Origin of the sequence: Eoetvoesiella sp. (assembly GCF_035555955.1) — a bacterium.
Classification (GTDB): domain Bacteria; phylum Pseudomonadota; class Gammaproteobacteria; order Burkholderiales; family Burkholderiaceae_B; genus Eoetvoesia.
Genome location: NZ_DATMGA010000034.1, coordinates 33,531 through 55,043, shown reverse-complemented (window position 1 = coordinate 55,043; position 21,513 = coordinate 33,531). Strand labels below are relative to the sequence as shown.

The 21,513-nt window shown below is 66.4% G+C and carries 9 protein-coding genes; 4 read left to right on the top strand and 5 right to left on the bottom strand.

The window, feature by feature from the left end:
- The first annotated feature begins 267 nt into the window (after positions 1–267).
- Both VNT00_RS10085 and VNT00_RS10080 read left to right on the top strand, forming a co-directional pair.
- Positions 268–1,197, top strand: coding sequence for a phosphoribosyltransferase (locus VNT00_RS10085; RefSeq protein WP_325587038.1), 930 nt, complete (start codon positions 268–270; stop codon positions 1,195–1,197).
- Between the two features lie 183 nt (positions 1,198–1,380).
- Complete coding sequence (locus tag VNT00_RS10080; RefSeq protein WP_325587036.1) at positions 1,381–2,541, top strand: alpha-hydroxy acid oxidase; 1,161 nt, start codon at positions 1,381–1,383, stop codon at positions 2,539–2,541.
- 57 nt (positions 2,542–2,598) lie between these two features.
- On the opposite strand, the gene VNT00_RS10075 is transcribed toward VNT00_RS10080, so the two are convergent.
- Positions 2,599–3,555 (bottom strand): Gfo/Idh/MocA family oxidoreductase, encoded by a 957-nt coding sequence (locus VNT00_RS10075; RefSeq protein WP_325587034.1) that lies wholly within the window; start codon positions 3,553–3,555, stop codon positions 2,599–2,601.
- 215 nt (positions 3,556–3,770) lie between these two features.
- Between VNT00_RS10075 and VNT00_RS10070 the strand changes: the two genes are divergently transcribed.
- The gene (locus tag VNT00_RS10070; protein WP_325587032.1) at positions 3,771–5,330 is read left to right on the top strand and encodes a serine hydrolase; all 1,560 of its coding nucleotides are present in this window, start codon (positions 3,771–3,773) and stop codon (positions 5,328–5,330) included.
- A gap of 244 nt (positions 5,331–5,574) precedes the next feature.
- Positions 5,575–6,603 (top strand): MBL fold metallo-hydrolase, encoded by a 1,029-nt coding sequence (locus tag VNT00_RS10065; protein ID WP_325587030.1) that lies wholly within the window; start codon positions 5,575–5,577, stop codon positions 6,601–6,603.
- Between the two features lie 64 nt (positions 6,604–6,667).
- Here the strand turns inward: VNT00_RS10065 and VNT00_RS10060 are convergent, their stop codons facing one another.
- Genes VNT00_RS10060 through VNT00_RS10045 form a run of 4 tightly spaced genes read right to left on the bottom strand, consistent with a single transcriptional unit; the run spans position 6,668 to position 21,430 of the window.
- Positions 6,668–15,679 carry a non-ribosomal peptide synthetase/type I polyketide synthase gene (locus tag VNT00_RS10060; protein ID WP_325587028.1) on the bottom strand — a complete coding sequence of 3,004 codons (9,012 nt, stop codon included), beginning with the start codon at positions 15,677–15,679 and terminating at the stop codon, positions 6,668–6,670.
- Positions 15,679–17,805: an AMP-binding protein gene (locus VNT00_RS10055; protein WP_325587026.1), complete on the bottom strand. Its 2,127-nt coding sequence runs from the start codon at positions 17,803–17,805 to the stop codon at positions 15,679–15,681. Before VNT00_RS10055 ends, VNT00_RS10060 begins: the two co-directional genes overlap by 1 nt.
- Complete coding sequence (locus tag VNT00_RS10050) at positions 17,802–20,642, bottom strand: ATP-binding cassette domain-containing protein (RefSeq protein WP_325587024.1); 2,841 nt, start codon at positions 20,640–20,642, stop codon at positions 17,802–17,804. Before VNT00_RS10050 ends, VNT00_RS10055 begins: the two co-directional genes overlap by 4 nt.
- Positions 20,639–21,430, bottom strand: coding sequence for a thioesterase II family protein (locus VNT00_RS10045; RefSeq protein ID WP_325587022.1), 792 nt, complete (start codon positions 21,428–21,430; stop codon positions 20,639–20,641). The genes VNT00_RS10050 and VNT00_RS10045 overlap by 4 nt, the downstream gene beginning before the upstream one ends.
- Between the last annotated feature and the right edge of the window lie 83 nt (positions 21,431–21,513).

Here is a 21,513-nt window from a genome sequence, read left to right as displayed (position 1 = left end):
GCGCTCGACTCGTTCAATCCATAAATCTCGGATTCCTAAGATAGAATCTACGGGGGACATCGGCATTGCCTCCATTAAACGTGTTTCTTCGCAAAAACAAGTCTAATGAATGTCGCTGTCCCCCTTTAATGATGAAGAGCCGAGTTTTGTGTGAGTTCCGATTGAACGGCTACGATCCGGACGCTCCGCACGATGGAGAGCCCCGGAGCATCGTAGGCTTTTCACATCCAGGCGACAAGGCATTCGCAAAAAGGCAGGGAAACATCAATGCAAGACAGGCTGTCAGCTTTCTCGTACGACTACTCCCGGGTCGAGGCGGTCGTGTCCGAACACATTCCCCGATGGCGCCAAATGGGCTTTGACGCCGTGGTCGCCATCGCGCGGGGCGGGCTGGCGCCGGCGCTGATGGCCTCCACCGCCCTGGGGCTGCCTTTGTTCGCCCTGGCCTACGAGCGCCGTTCGCGGCGCGTTTCCTGGTTTACCGCGCAAACACCGGCCAGCGGCGCGCGCCTGCTGCTGGTGGAAGACATCGCTGGGCGGGGCACCACCCTGCTGGACTGCCGCGATTTCCTGGCTGCCGCCGGGCACGGCATCCACGTATTCACGCTGGCCTACGACGGCGAATCACGCATACAGCCGGATTCAGGCAGGCGCATGCCGCCGGGATGGCGGGCCTGGTTCCCCTGGGAGCGCGAATCGGTCGCGCCCGCGTTCGCCGCCACCAACAACCAGCCCGACAGGCCCGAGCACGAATACGCCTCGTGGGCCATCGACCTGGACGGCATCCTGCTGCCCGACCTGCCTGCCAGCCAATACGAAAGCGATCTGGCCGGTACGCTCGGCAGGCGCGACAACATGCCGCCCAGCACCATCTTGCCGGACCGGGACCTCTCCAGCCTGACCATCATCACCGGCCGGCCCGAACAGGACCGCCGACGAACCCGGGACTGGCTCGACCGCCACGGCTTCCACGGCCCGCTGGTCATGCGCGACGAATCGGTCCACGCCGCCGCCCAGACCGCCGAACACAAGGCCAGGGCCATCGTGGCCCGCGGCCATACCCATTTCATCGAAAGCGACGCCGTCCAGGCCCTGGAAATCGCCCGGCGGGCCACGGTGGCCCGCGTCTTCTGGTGGAACGGCGAAACCGCCCTGGCCGTCTACGCCAGCGAAGCCCCCGAGCTCGGACGTACATAAAGCCCATCCATCGGAAAGGCCTCGGGCCGATTTACCGGCGCCGGCGCAAGCAAGGCGCACATGCAGCCGGACGGGCACGCATCGTGCCCATTCGGCCATCCCTTCCTAAAAAAACGGCTGTGCCTTTACAATTCCTGGATCCGGCCGCCAGGCATTCCATTTGCGCCGACCCAGGAGACAATATTGACCGAGCTTTCCAAAATCACCTGCATTGAAGACTTCCGTGCCGTGGCCAAGCGGCGCGTGCCCCGGATGTTCTACGATTACGCCGATTCCGGCTCATGGACCGAAGGCACCTACCGATCCAACGAAACGGATTTCCAGAAGCTCAAGTTCCGGCAGCGCGTGGCGGTCGACATTGAAAAACGCAGCTTGCGAACCACCATGGCGGGCATCGACGTGGCCATGCCCGTGGCCATCGCCCCCACGGGCCTGACCGGCATGCAGCACGCCGACGGCGAAATCCTTGGAGCCAAGGCCGCTGAAAAATTCGGCATCCCCTTCACCCTGTCCACCATGAGCATATGCTCCATCGAGGACATCGCCGCGCACACCAGCCGCCCATTCTGGTTCCAGTTGTACGTCATGCGCGACAAAGGCTTCATGGAAAGACTGATCAACCGCGCCAAGGCGGCCAACTGCTCGGCCCTGGTGGTCACCCTCGACCTGCAGGTCATGGGCCAGCGCAACAAGGACATCAAGAACGGCCTGTCCACGCCGCCCAAGCCCACGCTGGTCAATCTGCTCAACCTGCTGACCAAGCCCCGCTGGTGCCTGGGCATGGCCGGAACCAAACGCCGCGAATTCGGCAACATCGTGGGCCACGTCGAAGGCATCAGCGACACGTCGTCGCTCGCCTCCTGGACCAACGAGCAATTCGATCCGAGCCTGAACTGGAACGACATCGAATGGATCAAGAAACTGTGGGGTGGCAAGCTCATACTCAAGGGCATCATGGATGCCGAAGACGCCCGCCTCGCGGTCGAAACCGGAGCGGACGCCATTGTCGTATCCAACCACGGCGGCCGCCAGCTGGATGGAGCCCCCTCCTCCATCGCCGCGCTGCCGCGCATTGCGCAGGCCGTGGGCAACGACATCGAAGTCTGGATGGATGGCGGCATACGCTCGGGCCAGGACGTTCTGCGCGCCGTTGCGCTGGGCGCGAAAGGCACGCTGATAGGCCGTTCATTCCTTTATTCGCTGGGCGCCTTCGGCGAGGCCGGCGTGACGCGGGGTCTGCAACTGATCGCCAACGAGCTGGACGTGACCATGGCGTTTTGCGGGCGCACCGCCATCAAGGACGTCGATCGCAGCATCCTGCTCGAACCCGACTTGTTCGACTGAGCCCGCAGCCTGGTCCACAAACAGGGCTTTCACAAGGCTTGCAACGCCGCACGGCGCTCAGGCGCCGAGTTGCCGCTCCAGTTCGCCCAGCACCTGATAGCAAGGCAATACGCTGGCCACGCTCGCCCTGGGCTCGCGGCCTTCGAGAATCGATGCGACGAACTCCCTGTCCTGCAGCTCGATGCCGTTCGTCGAAACATCGACATTGCTGACATCGATTTTTTCGTCCCTGCCGTCGAACAGGTCGTCGTAGCGCGCCACATACGTCGCCGTGTCGCCGATGTACCGGAAGAAACTGCCCAGGGGGCCGTCGTTGTTGAAGCTGAGCGACAGGGTGCAAAGCGCGCCGGTGCTGCACTTGAGCTGTATGGACATGTCCATGGCAATGCCCAGCAGCGGATGGCGAGGGCCTTGCAGCACATTGGCCTGCACGATTTCGCCGCCGGTCTGATACATGAACAGATCCACGGTATGGGCCGCGTGATGCCATAGCAAATGATCGGTCCAGCTGCGCGGCTCGCCCAGCGCATTGAGATTCGTGCGCCGGAAAAAATACGTCTGCACATCCATTTGCTGGATGTTGAACTGGCCGGCCCGGACGCGGTTCCACACATACCGATGGCTGGGATTGAAGCGGCGGGTATGGCCGCACATGGCCACCAGGCCCGTCTCCCGCGCAAGAGCCGCCACCGCTTCGGCATCCGCCAGGCTGTCGGCCAGCGGAATCTCGACCTGCACGTGCTTGCCCGCCTTCAGGCACGCCAGGCTCTGCCCGGCATGCAGCGGCGTGGGCGTGCATAGAATGACCGCATCGACTTCAGGCATGGCCAGGCTTTCGCCCAGGTCGACCGTTGCATGGCGGATGCCATGGCGCTGCGCCACCAGCCGGGTCTTGGCCGGGTCGCGCCCGATCAGCGAGACGACCCGTACACCGTCGATCTTTGCAAGACTTTCCAGATGCTTGATGCCGAAAGCGCCGGCGCCCGCCAGCGCCACGTTAAGCGTTCTATCCATTCCGTGCGGCTCCAACCAAAACCAAGACCACGCTATTGTCGCAGAACGAAGAGCCCCGTCCTATACGCCGGCACCGCTCGGCGCCGCAGCGCACAATACCCATAGTCGCCAAAACGCAAAAAAACCGGGGCGGAATCTTTAACTTTCTGACATTAGTCTTTGATTTTCTGGCTTTGGATTACATAATACCGGCACTACGCAAACCTGGAGACAACATGTTCCCACGGCTCTTCATGGCCATCCCGATCGCCGCGGCCCTTGTCGCCTTAACCTCCTGCAGCGACGACTCCAGCGCTTCGGCCAACTCCATCGACCCGGCCCAGGTCACCGCCGCCGTGGCGCAACTCGACGGCGTGATCGCCGACGTCATGGCCCGGTCGGGCATTCCGGGCCTGGCGGTCGCCGTCGTGCATCAAGGGAAAACCGTCTATGCCAAGGGCTTCGGCGTGCGCAAGCTCGGCGAACCGGATACGGTCGACACCGACACTGTGTTCCAGCTGGCATCGCTATCCAAGCCCGTCGGCTCCACCGTGGTTGCGGCCGAGGTCGGCAAAGGGCTTGTCTCCTGGGATACCCTGGTCGTGAAGTACCTGCCCTGGTTCGCCCTGCAAAACCCGAGTTCCACCGCCCGGGTCACGGTCGGCGACTTCTACGCGCACAGGTCGGGCTTGCCGGACCATGCCGGCGACGATCTGGAAGATCTGGGCTACGACCGCAGGCAGGTGCTGGAGCGCCTGCGTTATCTGCCCGTGGAGCCCCTGGGCAGCCACTATGCCTATACCAACTTCGGCCTTACCGCCGGCGCGCAAGCCGTGGCCGTAGCCGCAGGCACCGATTGGGAAAGCCTGTCCGACCAAGCCATTTACGGCCCGCTGGGCATGAGCTCCACCAGCTCCCGCTATGCGGACTTCATGGCCCGCAGCAATCGGGCCTCTGCGCATGTTCGCGTCAATGGCGCTTTCCAGCCCGGGCCCCAGCGGCAGCCCGACCCGCAGTCGCCCGCCGGCGGGGTGAGTTCCAGCGTGCGCGACATGGCAAACTGGATGATCATGGTTCTGCACGATGGCCAGTACCAAGGCAGGCAGATCGTTCCCGAAGCCGCCCTGAGGCCGGCGCTCAGCCCCCAGATGCTCACCATGCCGCCCGCCGCCAAGGGCGATCCCACCGGCTACTACGGCTACGGATTCAACATCTCGATGCCTGCGACGGCATCGTCGGGCTACGTCCAGTACAGCCACTCCGGCGCTTTCCTGATGGGGGCGGGCACCAGCTTCGCGCTGCTTCCCGCCGCCGACACCGGCATCATCGCCCTGACCAACGCCCTGCCGGTGGGCGCGGCCGAAGCCATCACCAATACGTATATGGATCTCGTCAAGTACGGGCGCACCACCCGCGACTGGTTCGAATTCTTCGAGCCCAAGTTTGCCGCCATGACCGCCCCGACAGGGGAATACGCGGGAAAGCCCCTGCCCGACAATCCCGAGCCTGCGCTGCCCTCGTATGCCTATATCGGCACCTATGCCAACGATTACTACGGCGATGCCCGGATCCAGCAGCAAGGAGATCAACTGGCGCTGGTCATGGGCCCCGCTGGAAGCACGTTTCCGCTGCAGCACTGGAGCGGCAATATCTTCTTCTTCGAGCCCGACAGCGAAATGGCCGCGCCGGGGTCGCGTTCCGCCGTAACCTTCACCCCCGGCCAGGGCGGCATAGCACAAAGCGTCACCATCGAGATGTATGACGAAAACGGGCTCGGCACACTGACTCGACGCTGATTGCCTTCCCCGCCCGCCCCGTCGCCCGGGGCGGACGCCGGCTCGAATCGCCGCCGCGCCCTCGTCGCGGTAACGATCTGACGCACACGAATCATTCAATCCGGAATGCTTTCTTGCTATGCTCGAAAAGCGCGGCCCCGATCCGAAAACGATCAGGCCGCGCCATCGCCGTCCCACGGCTGTACCGCCGCCGATGGCGCAACAGCAATCAGGACAAGGCAAAATCAACGAGGAGGGATCAAAAATGCGAACAACATCTTATTCAAGCCTGTTCATAGCCGCCGTACGCAAGGCGGCTTTTGTCATCCTGGCAATGCTGGCGCTGGCCGCCGCACCGCTCGCGGCGCAGGCCAAGCCGCTAACGATCACCCTGTTGGGCACCGGCAGCCCGGCCCCCAACGCCACGCGCTTCAGCCAGTCGATCCTGATCGAAGCAGGATCCAGCAAATATCTCATCGATCTGGGGCGCGGTGTCACCATCCGCCTCGCCCAGCTCAGAATTCCCATGGGCAAGATCACGGCCAGTTTCATCACCCACTCGCATTCCGACCACCTGAACGGCCTGGCCGATTTCTGGATGACGGGATGGATAGGCACGGGCTACGGGGGACGCACCACGCCCATGGTCCTGTACGGCCCCAAAGGCACGGAGGCCATGGCCAAGCATCTCGAAATGGCCTTTTCTGAGAACACCCGCATACGCCACGCGGACGAGAAAGAACCGCTTTCGGGCATCGAGATCGACGCCCACGACATCAAGGGCGGGTTCAGCTACGAACACGACGGCATCAAGATCACGGCTTTCGATACCCACCATGGCGACCTGATCAAGCCCAATTTCGGCTACATCATCGAATACGACGGCAAAAAGGCCGTCATCAGCGGCGACACCACCTACGATGAAAGAGTCGCCAAGGCGGCCAAGGGCGCCGACCTGCTGCTGCACGAAGTGGCCTACATCACGCCCGAACTGATGGAGAAAAAACCCATTTTCAAGGCCGTGGCGGCCCACCATACCAGCCCCGAAGAAGCCGGCAGGATATTTGCCGAGGCCAGGCCCACGCTGGCGGCATTTACGCATCTGGTCATACGCCTGTCGGGCGAGCAACTGGACTTGCCCGCCTCCAACATTCTTCTAGAACAAGTGGGCAAGACCTACGACGGGCCCGTCGTGGTGGGCGAGGACCTGATGCGTTTCACCATCGGCGACAAGGCCATCATCGTCAACGGCGACAAGGGGCAATACGGATTCCGGGTCCCGAACAAACACTGACCGGCTGTCCCGCCCGCTGCCTGTGGCCCATCCCTGGGGATGGGCCACATCGGGAGATAGCGGGTTACGCGGAGCCGTTGCCGGAATCATGGGCGGCTCCGGAGCTTGTGCCATCCGCCTCGCCGAATTCGCCCATCAACTGATCCAGCTCGTCCTGCGAGAACGCCATGCCGGTGAAATCGGAGGGCGTATACACCGCATTGGACGACGCGGCGCAAGCCTCCCCCAATGCCCGGGCATGGCCCTCGATCGCCGCCAGCAGGGCATCGATGGTGCTGGCCGCATGCCGCGCCGCGAACCGGCAGGACAGCGTCACACCCGCCTCGTCCTGCCAAGCATCGAACCCGAGCAAATGCCGCCGGCCCGCGTCGGGTGCCCGCTCCGTACCGGCGCCCAGGCGTACCAGCGGCATGGCGCGGGCGCCATACTGGCCAAGTTCGCCGACAAAATTGAACGACACCTCGGGCTCCACATGGATCTGCGCCTGCCCGCCCCGGCGCAGCAAGCCATAGGTGACGCCTTCGTCGGGCACGCCGCGCAGCGTCTCCTTGAACATCACCACCCAGCCGGCCAGATCGGAATCCAGGGCAGGCAGAACCACCGGATAGCGCGTCGTGAACCAGCCCATAGTGCGCGACAGGTCGATATCGGCCGAGAACGCCTGGCGTCCATGCCCTTCCAGCTCGACGGCAATCGAAGCGCCGGCCCATCCGGCCAGGGCTGCTCCGACCGCGGCCAGGATAGCCTCGTGGGTGCGCAGGCCGAAGACGGCCGCCATGCCAGCCAGGAAATCGCCGGCGCCGGTGCGCCCCAGGACCAGCCGGCGTTCGCAGACATCCCCCTCGCGATTGGCGCGATCGGCATGGTCGACGGGCAGTGCCGCCGCCTGCGCCGCCCGCTGCGCCGTGCCAGCCCAGTATGGCAGCCGGTCCAGCACGGCATCGACGCGCCTGGATGAAGCCTGCGCCCACCACGACCAGGATGTCGAGGCGGGCGGTATGGCGGCGTTTTCGTGAAGCAGGCCGGATTCGAGTTCGTCGGCAAAAATGGACCAGGACACGACATCGAACACGGCGTGGTGAACGGCGACGACGATGTGCGCGCCCTCGCTGTCCGCAAACGGGATGACACCCGCGGCAATGACCTGGCCATTGGCCAGATCCAGGGTGTCCATCAGCCGGTCGGCCAGGACATCCTGGGCGGCCTGCAGCGCCTCGCCGTCAGCCGCCGGGAAGGCCTCGATGCAAAGGGCCGGCATTGATCCGACACGCTGGGCGGGATGCCCACCGTCTATATCCACGCAAGTGCGCAAGGCGTCATGGCGCCCGACTATCGCTTCAAGCACGGATCGCAAACGCCGGGCTGAAACCTCGAACGGCGCGGCGAACACCGCGGTGAGGCACCAGCGGTTGCGCCGCGGCATCGGCGTTTCCAGAAACCATTGCTGGATAGGTGTAAGCGGCACGGGCCCTTCAACCGGAAGCACACCCGCCACACCACCATTTACCGGCGTCGCAATACGCGCCAGGCCCCGCACAGTCGGCGCCTGGAACACCTGGGCAGGCGTAAGCGCCAGCCCAGCCGCACGCGCACGGCCGACGATCTGGATGGCCATGATGGAATCGCCGCCCAGATCGAAGAAGTCATCATCGGGGCCGACATCGGAACGCTGCAACACAGCGCGCCAGATGCCGAGGACGGCGGACACGGATCCGCTCTCCGCCTCGGCGGGCGCAGCGGCGGCATCATCCGGCGCAGGCCGTGCATCGGCCCGCTCTGTCATGGCCGCCAACAGCGCCTGGCGGTCTACCTTGCCATTGGGCGTCAGCGGCAGGGCCGCATAGGCAGCGATGCGCGCGGGCACCATGGCGGCCGGCACGTGCTGCGCCAGCCAGGCGGAAAGGCTGGCGGAATCCGCCTCGCCGGCGACCGCCGCCAGCAGCGCCGGTTCTCGGCCTTCCTCGCGCCGCACCAGCACCGCCGCGTCGCGCACCTGCGGATGCGTGCGCAGCAACTCGGCCAGGCCCGCAGGCTCGATGCGATGGCCGCGGATCTTGACCATGTCGTCGCCGCGGCCCAGGAACTCCACCATGCCGTCGGCGCGCAAGCGGCCGACGTCTCCGGTGCGGTAGCATCGCTCTCCGGTTTCGTCCAGAAAAAAACGTTCCCGTCCGACCGCCTCGGGCAAGGTATAGCCGGACGCTACCGCAGCGCCGCTGATGACGATCTCGCCTTCGGCGCCGCGGGATACCGGCTGTCCCTGGGCATCGACGATGCGCACGTCGTAGCCGCGCAGCGGCGTGCCGACAGGCACGGCATGCCCGCCAGCCTCGCGCAACGCGGGCGTGGCCTCGGTCATGCAGGCGCCGACCGTAGTTTCGGTCGGACCATAATGGTTGAAAATGCGGCAGGCCGCGCCCAGCGCCTGGATGCGCTCGACCAGCCGCCACGCGAGAACATCGCCGCCAAGGACAAGGGCGCGGCGCGGAAGCATGGCCGCCGCCCCTGGTGCATCGAGCAGCGCGGCCAGATGAGCCGGCACGATCTTGAGCACATCCACGGGCTTTGCGGCCATCCAGCGCTGCAGCGCCGCGGGATCACGCGCGGTTTCAGCGTCCACGGCGTGCAGGGCGCCACCCGCCCACAGCGCCCCCAGCACCGAGGTATAGCCCAGGTCGGCGGCGAACGATGAAACAATGGCGAACGACGCCGGTTCCGTCAGCGACATCCTCTCCAGCATGGCCTGGACATAAGCGGCGACCGCGGCATGGGAAACGCGCACGCCTTTGGGACGCCCCGTCGAACCCGAGGTATAGAGCACGTAGGCAATGTCCTGCGGCGCAACATCGGCCGGCGCCGCCGCGGCTTCGACAGCCCGCTCGCTTCGGGACCACGCTACGACGGGAATGTCTACGGGCGGCGCGTCCGTCCCCGCCTGCAGCACCAGCGCCCGGGCGCCGCTATCCTGCAATACATACGCATGGTGGCTGGGAGGATGCGCCTCGTCCAAGGGCACGAACGCCGCGCCCAGGCGCCCCGCCGCAAGCATGGCCGCCACCGGGCCCAGGCCGGCGGCAAGCCGGAATGCCACGCGGTCGCCACGGCGCACTCCGGCTTGCGCCAGCCGGGCCGCCAGTGCGGCGGCCATAGCATCCAGGCTGGCATAGTCCACTTCGCCGTCGCGGTCGACCACGGCGGTCGCTTTCGGCGTACGCGCCGCGGTTTCAGCGACACGGCCGGCCAAAGCCCCGCGCCACGCGTCAGGCGCGGCGGAAGACGACGGCCGTTCGTCTGAATCTCCGGCGGCCAGCGCCTCGAGAATGCCGGCATAGGCGTCCAGCCAGCTTTCGATGCGCACCGCATCGAACAAGTCGCGGTTGTAATGGACATCGATGCGCAAACCGCCGGCATCCACCTGCATGTTCCAGTTCAGATCCCAGCGCACAGCGCCGTGGGCATTGGCATCGACGATGGTGTTCAGGCCGGCGAAATGCGGCTGGACATCGACGCGATCGAGGTTGAACGAAACCGAAGCCAGCGGCGGACGCGACGGATCGCGCCGCAGGTTCAAATCCTTGAGCAGCCTGGCAAAGGGATAGTCGCGATGCGCCATTCCCTGCGCGACCGAGCGCTGCACTTCCGCCAGCAAATGCGTGTCGGCAATGGCGGGGCCGGCGGCAATTCGCAATGGCAGCACACCGACGCAATAGCCCACCAGCGCGCTGGCCGCGACCTCGGGTTGGCCGGCGGAGAATATCGCCACCACCACGTCGTCCTGCCCCGACAGGCGCGCCAGCAAACGGCCATAGGCCGCCAGGCATAGCGAGAACAAGGAAGCGCCGGCCTGGCGGCCGCGCGCCTCAGCCAAGCTGCGCAGGCGGCTCGGCAGAATTCGCGTAATCCGCGCCCCGGCATACCCTTGCAGCGGCGGCCGAGGGCGGTCGCCGGGCAATTCGAGAGGGCCGGGAACCGTGGCGTACACCGACTTCCAATAAGCCGCCGCGTCTGGCAGCTCGGCACGGGCATTGTTGTGATCGGCGTAGCGGCGATACGGAACAGGCTCAGGCAACGCCGGCGTCCGCTGTTCGCGCCGGGCGCTGTATAGTTCCGCCAGCTCCAGCGCAATCACTTGCATGGACCAGCCATCGATAATCAGGTGCGGCATGACGAGCAGGAGTCGGGCCCGGTCGGCAGCCAGCCGCAATATCCACGCCGCCGTCAGAGGGCCGTGCTCCATGTCCAGCGGAGCCAGCGCCACATCGCTGGTCCAGGCCTGGATGGAACTCTGGCCAAGTTCGCCGGCTTCGACCACCCGGATCCGCGGCGCAAGCGCCTCGTGCACCAACTGACTGGCGCCGTCTTCGGGGAAAGTCGTACGCAGCGCCTCGTGCCGCTCCACCACCGTACGCAACGCGGCCTGCAGGGCGTCCACGTCGAGCTCGCCTTCGAAATCGAATACCAGCGACTGATTGTAGGCCGCCGAAGTCTCGGGGCTGAATGCGGCAAGCAGGCGTAGCGCGGTCTGGCCCGGCGTGGTGGGCAGGCGCTCAGGACTTGTTTGCGCAGGCTGCGCGGCCTGTGCGCGTCGCGCCGGCGGCAACAGGCTGCTAGCCCGCATGGCGCGCACCGAGGCCCGCACGGCTTCAAACACCCGGTCGAGGTCTTCGTCGCCATGCGCCGTCGAGAGAAAGCACGTGCGCCCTTCCCATACATAAACGCCGTTCTGGATGAGGTGGTTGTAGAACAGATCGCTGGCGCCCACGAAACGGAACAGCGAGGCAAAGCAATGCACCGAAATGCCAGCCTCTTCGGCGGCGAGCATCTCGTTCAGGCGCGCGGCGAACGCCCCCGTGCGCTGGTTGAGGGATTCCTGCAAGCCCGGGCCCGCATTTTCCAGATGGTCAAGCACCGCCTGTGCGGAGGCCATGGCCAACGGATTCTTGTTGAAGGTGCCGGCAAAAAAAGTGCGCTCCGCGCTGGGCGCGCCCGGACCGTCCAGCGGCCAGGCGCCGCCGTCCAGCGCATCGAGGAAACGCGCATCGCCGGCCACCACGCCTATCGGCAGCCCGCCGCCCACGATCTTGCCGTAGGTGACCAGGTCGGCGCGCACGCCGGCCCACGCCTGGGCGCCGCCCAGCGCAACGCGAAAGCCCAGCAGGACTTCATCGAACACCAGCGCGGCTCCAGCCTCGCGTGTAAGGGCTCGCAATCGCTGCAGGAAAGCCCTGGGCTGGCGGTCGGGGCGACGCCCCTGCACCGGCTCGACCAGCACTGCGGCAAGCGTGGCGCCTTCGCGCGCCAGGATTTCCAGGCTGCCCTCTTCATCGCCGTAATCGAGCAGCAAAATATCGTCCACCATGCCGTGCGGCGTACCGCCTGCAAGCGGCACGGTCATGCCGCCCGATCCCGCCTGGGCCAGCGTGCCGTCGAAATGGCCATGGTATGAGCCCTGGAACATGGCGATTCGGTGGCGCCCGGTGGCATGGCGCGCCAGGCGCAGCGCCGTCATCACCGCTTCGGTGCCGCTATTGCAAAACGCCGCGCGGTCGTTGCCGGTAAGCCGGCATATCCGCTGCGCCACCTCGCCTGCAAGATGCGCCTGCGGGCCAAGAAACAGGCCGCGTTCGGTCAGGTGCCGGCCAAGCGCTTCGCGCAGGAAAGCGGGGCTGTGACCGAACAATTGCACGCCGAACCCCATGGCCACGTCGACATAGCGATTGCCATCCACGTCGACGAGATGCGCGCCCTCGGCCCGCGCACCCACGATGGGATAGAGCATGGACTTGGTTTCGGGCCGGAAGCCGGCCACCGCCCGGCTGTCGGCGAGAAAACGGCCGAAACGCCGGCGCTCTTCGCGCGATGCCGCGCTGCGACGCACGTAGGCGCCGGCAAAGGCTTCCACGCCGGCCGCAGCTTCGGCGGAAAACGGTGCCGCCACAGGCAGCGAAGATGCTGTAACCGGCGGCGCCGAAGCGGCCTGGCTGGCGGAGGGTGCGCGCTCCCCGATACCAGCGGCGTCGGATCGGACGATTTCAGCCGTTGCACCGGCGCAAGACGCCGGCGCGCCCTGCCCCGCCGCCACGACATGGGCGATCAGCCGAGCCGGCGTCGCCAGCGTTTCAAACAGCTCGCGTCGTGGAATCGCCATGGACCACCGCCGCTCCAGCGCGGCCACCGCCTCGGCCAGGGCAAGGGAGTCCACGCCCAGGGAAAGAAAGCCTTGATCCGATTGTGCATCCTCGATGGAAAGCTGCAGGGATCGGGCAAGCAGCGCCACACTTTCCTGGCGGCGGTCGGCCGGCGCTTGCGCAACGGCCGGATCCGCGGATTCGCCCGCCATCGGTTGAGCCGCCACAAGAGAGGCAGACGCCTCGGAAGAAGGAGCCGGTTCCAGCCAATGCCGCTCGGCGGCGAAGGGATAGCCCGGCGCCTCGGCGCGCAAGGCGGGATCGAAGACCGCATCCCAGCGCAGCGGCACACCGGCCACGAACAACTGGGCCAGCAGCGCCCCCAGGGTGCGCCGCGCCGGCTGATTGCGGCGCAGGGTGGGAACGATGACAGGCGGGCCGCCAGCGAAACCCGGGCAACGGCTGGCGCAGCCGCTCAGGGCCGGCGAAGCGCCGATTTCGATCAGCACACTGGCGCCCGCGGCGGCCAGCGCCGCCATGCCGTCGGCGAAGCGCACCGGCTCGCGGATATGGCGAACCCAGTAATCCGCCGTATTGAAAGGCGCATCGATGGTGCCCGTCAGGTTGGAGACCAGCGTCCCGCTTGGCGCGGACAAAGACACACCGGCCAGCTCGGCCGCAAACGCGTCGAGCGCGGGTTCCATCAAGCGCGAATGAAAGCCGTGCGATGTGCGCAGCCGCTGGGTGCCAACGCCCAGCTTGTCCAGAGCTTCGCAGGCCGCCGCCACCGCGGCCTCGGGACCCGAAATCACACATTCGTCGGGAGCATTGAAGGCAGCCGCGTCCACCGCTTCGCGCACATCGACCGGCAACGCCGACAGCGCCTGCGGCCCGCCGAAGACAGCGGCCATGGCGCCGTCCGCCGGCACCGAAGCCATAATACGGCCCCGTGCGACCACCAGCCGCAGTGCGTCATCCAGCGCAAATACGCCGGCCCGGCAGGCGGCGATCCATTCGCCAAGGCTGTGACCAATGGCCGCGCCGGCTTCGACGCCCCAGGCAGCCAGCCGCTCGGCCAATGCATAGCCCAGCACGAACAGCGCGGGCTGCGCCAGCCTTGTATCCGCCAGCTCCTCGGCCCGCCCTTCGTCGAACATCACGGACGCCAGGGAGTCGCGGATGAACGGATCGACGACCCCGCAGCAGCGATCCACGGTCTGGCGGAACAACGGATCGCCGTCGTACAGATCCTTGCCCATGCCCGCCCACTGGCTGCCTTGGCCGGTGAACAGGAAGGCGATTTTGGGCGCCTCCGCCGGCGCCGTGCCGCGCGCGCCGACCGTCGGCGCATAGCCATCGGCCAGTTCGCGCAGGCCCGCCGCCAAGCCGGCCGCATCCGCGCCCGCCACCGCCGCGCGCTCGACGAGGCCGGCGCAGTTCCATGCCACACTGGCCGCGGCCCGAGCGGGATCGCAATTTGTATTTTCCAGCCACGAAGCCAACACGCCGGCCAGCCGGCCCAAGCCCGATGCATCGGGCGCCGACAAGGGCAATACCAGCGGCCATGCCGTCGCCTCGGCTGCCGGTCGGGACTCGGCTGCCTCGATAATCACGTGCGCATTGGTGCCGCTGAAGCCGAAGCTGCTGACACCCGCGCGACGCGGGCCTCGCTGCGGCCAGGGCGTGGGGCGATCGACCACCCGCAGCGGCAGCTTTTCCCAGGCGATGCGAGGATTGGGACTGGCTTGGTGCAATGTGGGAGGCAGGCTGGCGGACTCGAGCGCCAGCACGGTCTTGATGAAACCGGCGATGCCGGCGGCCGCCTCGAGATGGCCGATATTGGTCTTGACCGAGCCCAGCAGCAGCGGCGCATCGCGATCCGGCGCATAGGCTTCGGCCAGCGCCTGCACCTCGATGGGATCGCCCAGCGGCGTGCCCGTGCCATGGCATTCCACCGCCTGGATATCGGCCGGGCGCAACCCGGCATCGGCCAGCGCCGAGCGTATCAGCGCGGTTTGCGCCGTGCCGTTGGGCGCGGTAAGAGAGCTGGCACGGCCGTCATGGTTGACGGCGCTGCCGCGCACCACGGCGCGTATGCGGTCGCCATCGCGGCGCGCGTCGGCAAGCCGCTTCAGGATGATGAAACCGGCCCCTTCGCCGCGAACATAGCCATCGGCAGCGGCATCGAAGGTTCGGCAGGCATGGTTGGGGCTGAGCATGCCTGCATCGGCGAAGCCGCGCGTCAGGCTGTCGGTGACCAGCACATTGACCCCGCCCACGATCGCCATGTCGCATTCGCCCGACCGCAGGCTGCGGCAGGCGGCATGCACCGCCACAAGCGAGGAAGAGCACGCGGTATCCAGGGCCAGAGCCGGCCCCGTCACGTCCAGTAGATGGGCAAGCCGCCCCGCCGCGGCGCTGGCGGCGTTGCCTGTGGCGGCCTGGGGCGTGAAGCCCTGGCCGGCGGCTTGAAAGCGCGCCTCGTAGTCGTGCGTGCTGATGCCGATGAATACGCCGGTGGCGGAAGGCCTGCGCCGGGCGTCGGCCGCGCCGGCGTCTTCCAGCGCATGCCAGGCAACCTCGAGAGCAAGGCGGTGTTGGGGATCCATGTACGCGGCTTCGCCCGCCCGTATGCCGAAGAAAGCCGCATCGAAGCGATCGATACCCTCGATATAGCCGCCCGCCGGCAACGTAGCGGCCTGCGGGCGTCCTGGCGGCGGCGCCCCGACGGCATCACGGCCCTCGTCAAGCAGTTGGCGGAATGCCGCGGCATCGGCGGCGCCAGGGAACCGGCAGGCCAGGCCGATCACCGCGATCGGCTGCACCGATACCGGCTCCGAGCCGGCGCGCAGCGCATCGATACGCTCTTGAAGGCCGGTGACAAGCTTCAGTGTTTGATCGGGATCGAGCCGGGCCAGGCGTTCGCGCAGCTCTTGATCGCCGGCCATCACGCCTCTCCCCGCTCGATGGAGGACAGCAGATCGTCCAGATCCGAGCCAGCGGCAAGCGGTGCGGCGGAGGCTGGCGTGGCGGAAGCCGGCGCGCAGACCGCCGGCTGTAATTGAGCGATGTGCCGCACCAGGCGGGCGATGGTGGGATGGTCGAAGGCAATGGTGTCGGGAAGATCGGCGCCGATGCGCCGGCCCAGCGCGACAGCCAGCTCGGTCGAGCCCAGCGAATCGAGCCCCATCTCGGCAAAGCCGTGGCTGGCCTCGATTGCCGCGACCGGCAGGTCGAGCCGCTCGGCCAGCCAGGCCGCCACCCAGGAGGCAAGCGCAGCCTGGTCTGGCGCCGCACTGGCCGCAGCGGGCCGCAAGGCCGCGGCACGGCGCTCCCACTGCGCGATTACCGGCAGCTTGCCATCAAGGTAGGCCTGCCGGTTGGCCAGACGCTGGATCTTGCCGCTGGAGGTGCGCAGCACGCTGCCCGGCGCTACCAGCACCACACGGGACAAGGCGACTTCCAGGTCTTGCCAGACAGCTTCCACGATAGCCTGGAAGATGGGTGTCGTATCGTCGTTGCGGCGGCTGCGTTCAAGTTCCTGCACCAGGACCACCTGCTCGCGCCCGTCCCCATCGGGCTCGGCCTCGAGGAAAAAGGCCGCGCCATTGTCGCGCCGCAACGCCTGGTGCGCGTTTTGCGCGGCGCGTTCGATATCGTGCGGGTAGAAATTGGCGCCGCCTAGAATGATCAGGTCCTTGATGCGGCCAGTGACGAACAGTTCGCCGTCGACCAGAACGCCAAGATCACCCGTGCGCAGGAAAGGGCCGGCGTGCGCCTCGCCCTCGATGCGCACGCCGAAGGTGGCTGCGGTTTCTTCGGGCCGCTGCCAATATCCGCCGGCAATAGTGGGGCCGCCTACCCAGATTTCACCGACCCGCCCGGGCGCGCAGCGCCGAAACGTTTCAGGGTCGACGATGGCGATGTCCACGTCCGGCAGCGGCCGACCGCTGCCGGGCATGAGACGCGCCTGGGTAGCGTGGCCATCGACAATGGAAACGCTGCCGGCGCCCAGCGCCTGAACGTCGAACCAGCGCAGCACCGGCGCCTCGCCGACCGGGTTGGCGGTCACGGCCAGGGTGCTTTCGGCCAGGCCGTAGGCAGGCGCGAATGCCTCGCGACGGAAGCCGCAAGGCTGGAAGTCCTCGATGAAGCGTTCCATCACGGCCGGATTGATGGGTTCTGCGGCGTTCATGGTCATTGCCAGGCTGCCCAGATCCAGGCTGGCGCGATCCTGGGGAGCAATGCGCCGGCTGCATAAATCGTAGGCGAAACTGGGAGCGGCCGAATGCGTGCCGCGATAGCGCGACACGGCTTCCAGCCAAAGCGCTGGATTCTGCAAAAAGGCATTGGGCGCCATCTGCACCGACGCGCAGCCCGAGTACAAGGGCTGCAGCAAACCGAAAATCAGGCCCAGGTCGTGGAATGCCGGCAGCCAGCTGACCATGGTGGAATCGGGCGACAACGCCCATGCCCCTTGCATGCGGGCAAGGTCCTCGATCAGGTTGCCGTGGCTGACCCGCACGCCCTTGGGCAAGGCGGTCGAGCCGGATGTGTATTGCAGGAAAGCGACGTCGTGCGCGCCGACTGCTTCCGGAACCATGGCCGGATCGTCCTGTAGCGCGTCCACCGCCATCCAGTCCAGGGCGCCGAGCTGTTCGCTTTCACGGCGCCATTCTCGCGTCGACTCGAGCAGGTCGGCGCTGGTAAGCGCGACGCGGGCGGCCGAATCGGCCGCCACCGCCGCCAGCCTCTCGATCAGGCGATTGCGCCTCGGCGGATTGATCGGCGTGGCAAGGCGGCCGCTCCACAAGCAGCCCATGAAGGCCGCGAAAAAATCGGCGCCGGGCTGGAACACCAGCAGCACCGGCTCGCCGCGCCGCGTGGCGCTCATCAGGTAAGCGGCCACGGCGCGAGCCCGGGAAGCAAGCTGCGCGGCCCGCCACTGGCAGCGTTCGGCGCCCTGACTGTCCAGGAAAGTGAACGACCAGCGATCGTCCGGATCGTGGGCGCGGCCATGCAGGATATGGGGCAGGAAGGCGGCTTCAGGGGCGGGGCTTGCGGTGGTGGTCACGTCAATTCCTCTGTCAAACGGCGCGCCGGTGCAGCGTCGCCCGCGGGCGACGGCTGGCGCCTGGCCCGCCTGCGTTCGATCAACTCCTCCAGTTTGGCGTCGAGACGGCGGTCGAGCGTGGCGGCTATCTCGCGTTCCAGCTCCGACTGTTCGTTCGTCAAACGATTCAGATCGGCCACGCGGCGCAGTTCCTGCCGGCTCAGCGACAGCAGCAGGCACGGCCTCATGGTGCGGCAGGTCGTGGGATGAGGCACGCCTTCGAGCAAGGCGAATTCGCCGAAGAAGTCGCCGACCTCCAGGACCTCCATGGGCAGGGAAGTGCCGTCATCCAGTTGAATGCTGCATTCCACCGAGCCGCGGGCAATGATGTAGAAGCGGCCGGTCGTGGTGTTTTCCTGCGTCAGCACGGTGTCGGCGGGCACTTCCTCGACATGCAGCATGCCGCGTATGCGTTCGAGATCGCTGACCGGGGCCGACGAGAACAGGGGGATCTTGCGCAGCCCTTCGACGCTGATGTCCACTTCCTGGCCGGCATTGACGATGGCGATGTCGGTCTGCTTTTCCCACATATTGGCGTAGATGCCGCGCTGGGCGAGCAGTTCTTCGTGCGTGCCGTTCTCGGCCAATCGGCCTTCGTGGAAGACGCAGATGAGATCCATGTCGGGACATGCGGCCAGCCGATGGGTGACGGAAATCATCGTCCGGTCGGCGCTGACCCGCGCCAGGGTGTCGTTGATGGCGGCCTCGGATTCGGCATCGAGCGCCGACGTGGCCTCGTCGAGCAGCAGGAGCTGCGGATTGCGCAACAGCACGCGGGCGATGACGATGCGCTGGCGCTGGCCGCCCGACAACAGCTTGCCGCCTTCTCCCACATTGGTGTCGTAGCCATCGGGCAGCGACTTGATGAAGTCGTGGATTTCGGCGGCCCGTGCGGCCGCCTCGATCTGATCGTCGGTGGCGTCCAGCCGGCCGATGCTGATGTTGTAGCGGACCGAGCCCTCGAACAAAGTCGTATCCTGGTTCACCACGCCCATCAGCGAGCTGAGCGACTCGGTGCTTATGTCGCGAATGTCGGTATCGTTGAGCATGATGCGGCCGCCGACCGGATCGTACTGATGCGACAGCAGATGGATCATGGTGCTTTTGCCCGAACCGGAAGGCCCGACCAGGGCGATGCGCCTGGGCAGCGGAGCTTCGAGCGATATGCCGTCCAGATTGAGCCGCTCGCCGCTATAGCTGAACGATACGTCGCGGAACTCAAGCCTGGAAAGCTGCCCATCCGCAGGCGCCGCGCCATCTTTGACCGGCTCGTCCATGGGCTGGGCCAGCAGCCAGTCGATGCGCTGCCAGCTGCCGATGGCCTGGATGGCTGTAGGCAGCAGGGTGGCGATGCTGCCCGCCGCACCGCCGAAAGCCAGCAGCAGTCCGATGTAGGCCACCACCACGCCGCCCGACACCGTGCCGTTCAGCGACAGAACCGCCCCCAGGCCGATAATGCCCAGCTGCGCCGCGCTGATCGCGAATACCGTGGCACGGCCGGTGAGTTCGCCCAGCAGATACTGCTTGTAGCTGGCCTTGTACATCTGGCCGGCGTAGACGTCGAACTGGCCGCGGCGATGCGCCCCCTGGTGCAGCGTGCGGATCACCGGCAGCAACTGTACGGTTTCCTTGATGAAGCTCGCCATCTTGCCGTCCTCGAGCTTGCGCGCGTACGAAGCCCTGACGGCGAAGCGGCCCACCTGGCGCGGCGCCCAGAACGCAATCGTGAGGAACAGGATGGTGGCCAGGGCCATGCGCCAATCAAGCGTGACCGCGGTGACCAGGGAACCCAGCATCAGGAAGCTCTTGCCCACGATGCCCGGAATGGCGCGCACAATGGCGTTCTCGACGATGAATATGTCGGTGGCGAAGATCGACACCATGTCGCCGCTCTTGAAGCGGTTCAGGGCCCGCGCCGATATGCCCATGAGCTTGTCGAATACCTGCCGGCGCACGTCGTTCAAGGTGCGCGGGCCCAGCGTGGAAACGCTGAAGTCTATCGCCAGCCCGCCCATCGCGGTGACGAGGAAGCCGCCGACCAGATACGCCAGCGTGCGCCAGATGACGTCGGCCCGGCCCGGCGTGATGCCCTGGTCGAACAACTGGTTGAGCCAGATCGGCATCAGCATGGCATAAGCCGTTTGCACCAGGATGCCGACCACCAGCAAGACCGTGAAGAAACGATAGGGCCGCAGCAAGCCCACGGTCCAGCGCAAGAATGGGCCGGCTCCCTTGATGCCCTGCTCGTGCGGTTGACATTCGCTCCATTGCAGTTCGAGCATGGCGGCCGGTTTGCCGACGGCGCTGCTGCACGCCGCATCCATCGAGGCCTGCTCTTGCATGGCGCGGGCCAGGGCGAGCACACCCGCCGCCTGGTAGGTATCCAGCATGAATCTCAGGAACGCGCCGGCGCGCACGGCGTCGCGCGACGCCCATGGATCCGACGCCAGGCTGTTGGCCAGACCTTCCAGATCGCCGACCTCGTCAGGCATGAGCGCGAAGGCATTGTCGTTGGGCGCATGCTCGGCCAGCGCCAGCAAGCCTGCTCCGATAAGGCCTTGCGCGCTCCCCGACAAGCCCAGGCGTTCGGCGAGTATGCGCCGGACCAGCAAAGCGGCCGGATCCGCGCCTGTGCGTCCGCCGGTTTCGGCCAGCGCATCGGCGGCCAACCCGGACCCTGCCGGAGGAGGCTCGATTTCCAGCAGATCGTGGACTTTTCTTTCTATTTGCTCCAGCCGCCGCAGGGCCGAGCGGCCGCGCATCAGGCCTAGTATCCGCTGTGTCAAATCGAGTTTCATTCGCTATGGGTGGTTATGGTTGCAGGTGAAACGCACGCCGGCTGCTCGCGATGCGAGCCTGCGGCCAGTTGCGTAAGAAGACTGGCCACCTCGCGGGGATGCGTGGCCCAGGGAAAGTGTCCGGCGGCGCAATGCACGACCCGCGTCGGCCCGGCGGTAACGGTTTGCCAGGCTTGCAGGTCGCTGGCGGACAGCGAGAAATCGTCGGCCATGCGCAGCACGTCGATCGGCGCGGACAGCGGCTTGGCTTGCGTATGACGATAGGTTTCGCAAGCTTCGAGATCGGCGCGCAGCGCCGCATCGGCGTATTCGGCCTGGCCGGCCGGGATCTCCGCCGGCGCCATGCCGAAACGCGCGGCCAGCTCGGCGCGCAATTGAGCCGGCGGCAAAAGATGCAAGGGAGCTTCGGAAGGAGCCAGCACGGGAGCACGAAAGCCCGAAACAATGAGACGCCGCGCAGGCAAGGCGCGACGAGCAAGTCCGTGAGCGGTCTCGTAGGCAAGCAATGCGCCATAGCTGTTGCCCACCAGCACCATGTGCATGGACCCGCGGGCGTCGTGGCTGTGGAAATCGGCCAGTTCCTGCGCCAACCGGTCGGCGGCGGCTGCGATTCTGTGCGGCGGCTCGCCCGGCGCGCGCTCGTCGCCGCGGGGAAGCTGCACGGCAACGATGCCTACGGAGTCAGGCAGCGCGGCGGCCAGCCTGCCCACCGACAGCGGCGAGCCGCCGGCATGAGGAAAAAAGACGAAAGTCGGCTGTCCTGCGGCCGCCTGGCGCAAGCCAGCCAACCATCGGATCGAAGGTTTCGGGACACGCACACCAAGACCTGCCGCACAAGACATAGAATCCTATCGAGGTTGCATTGCTACAT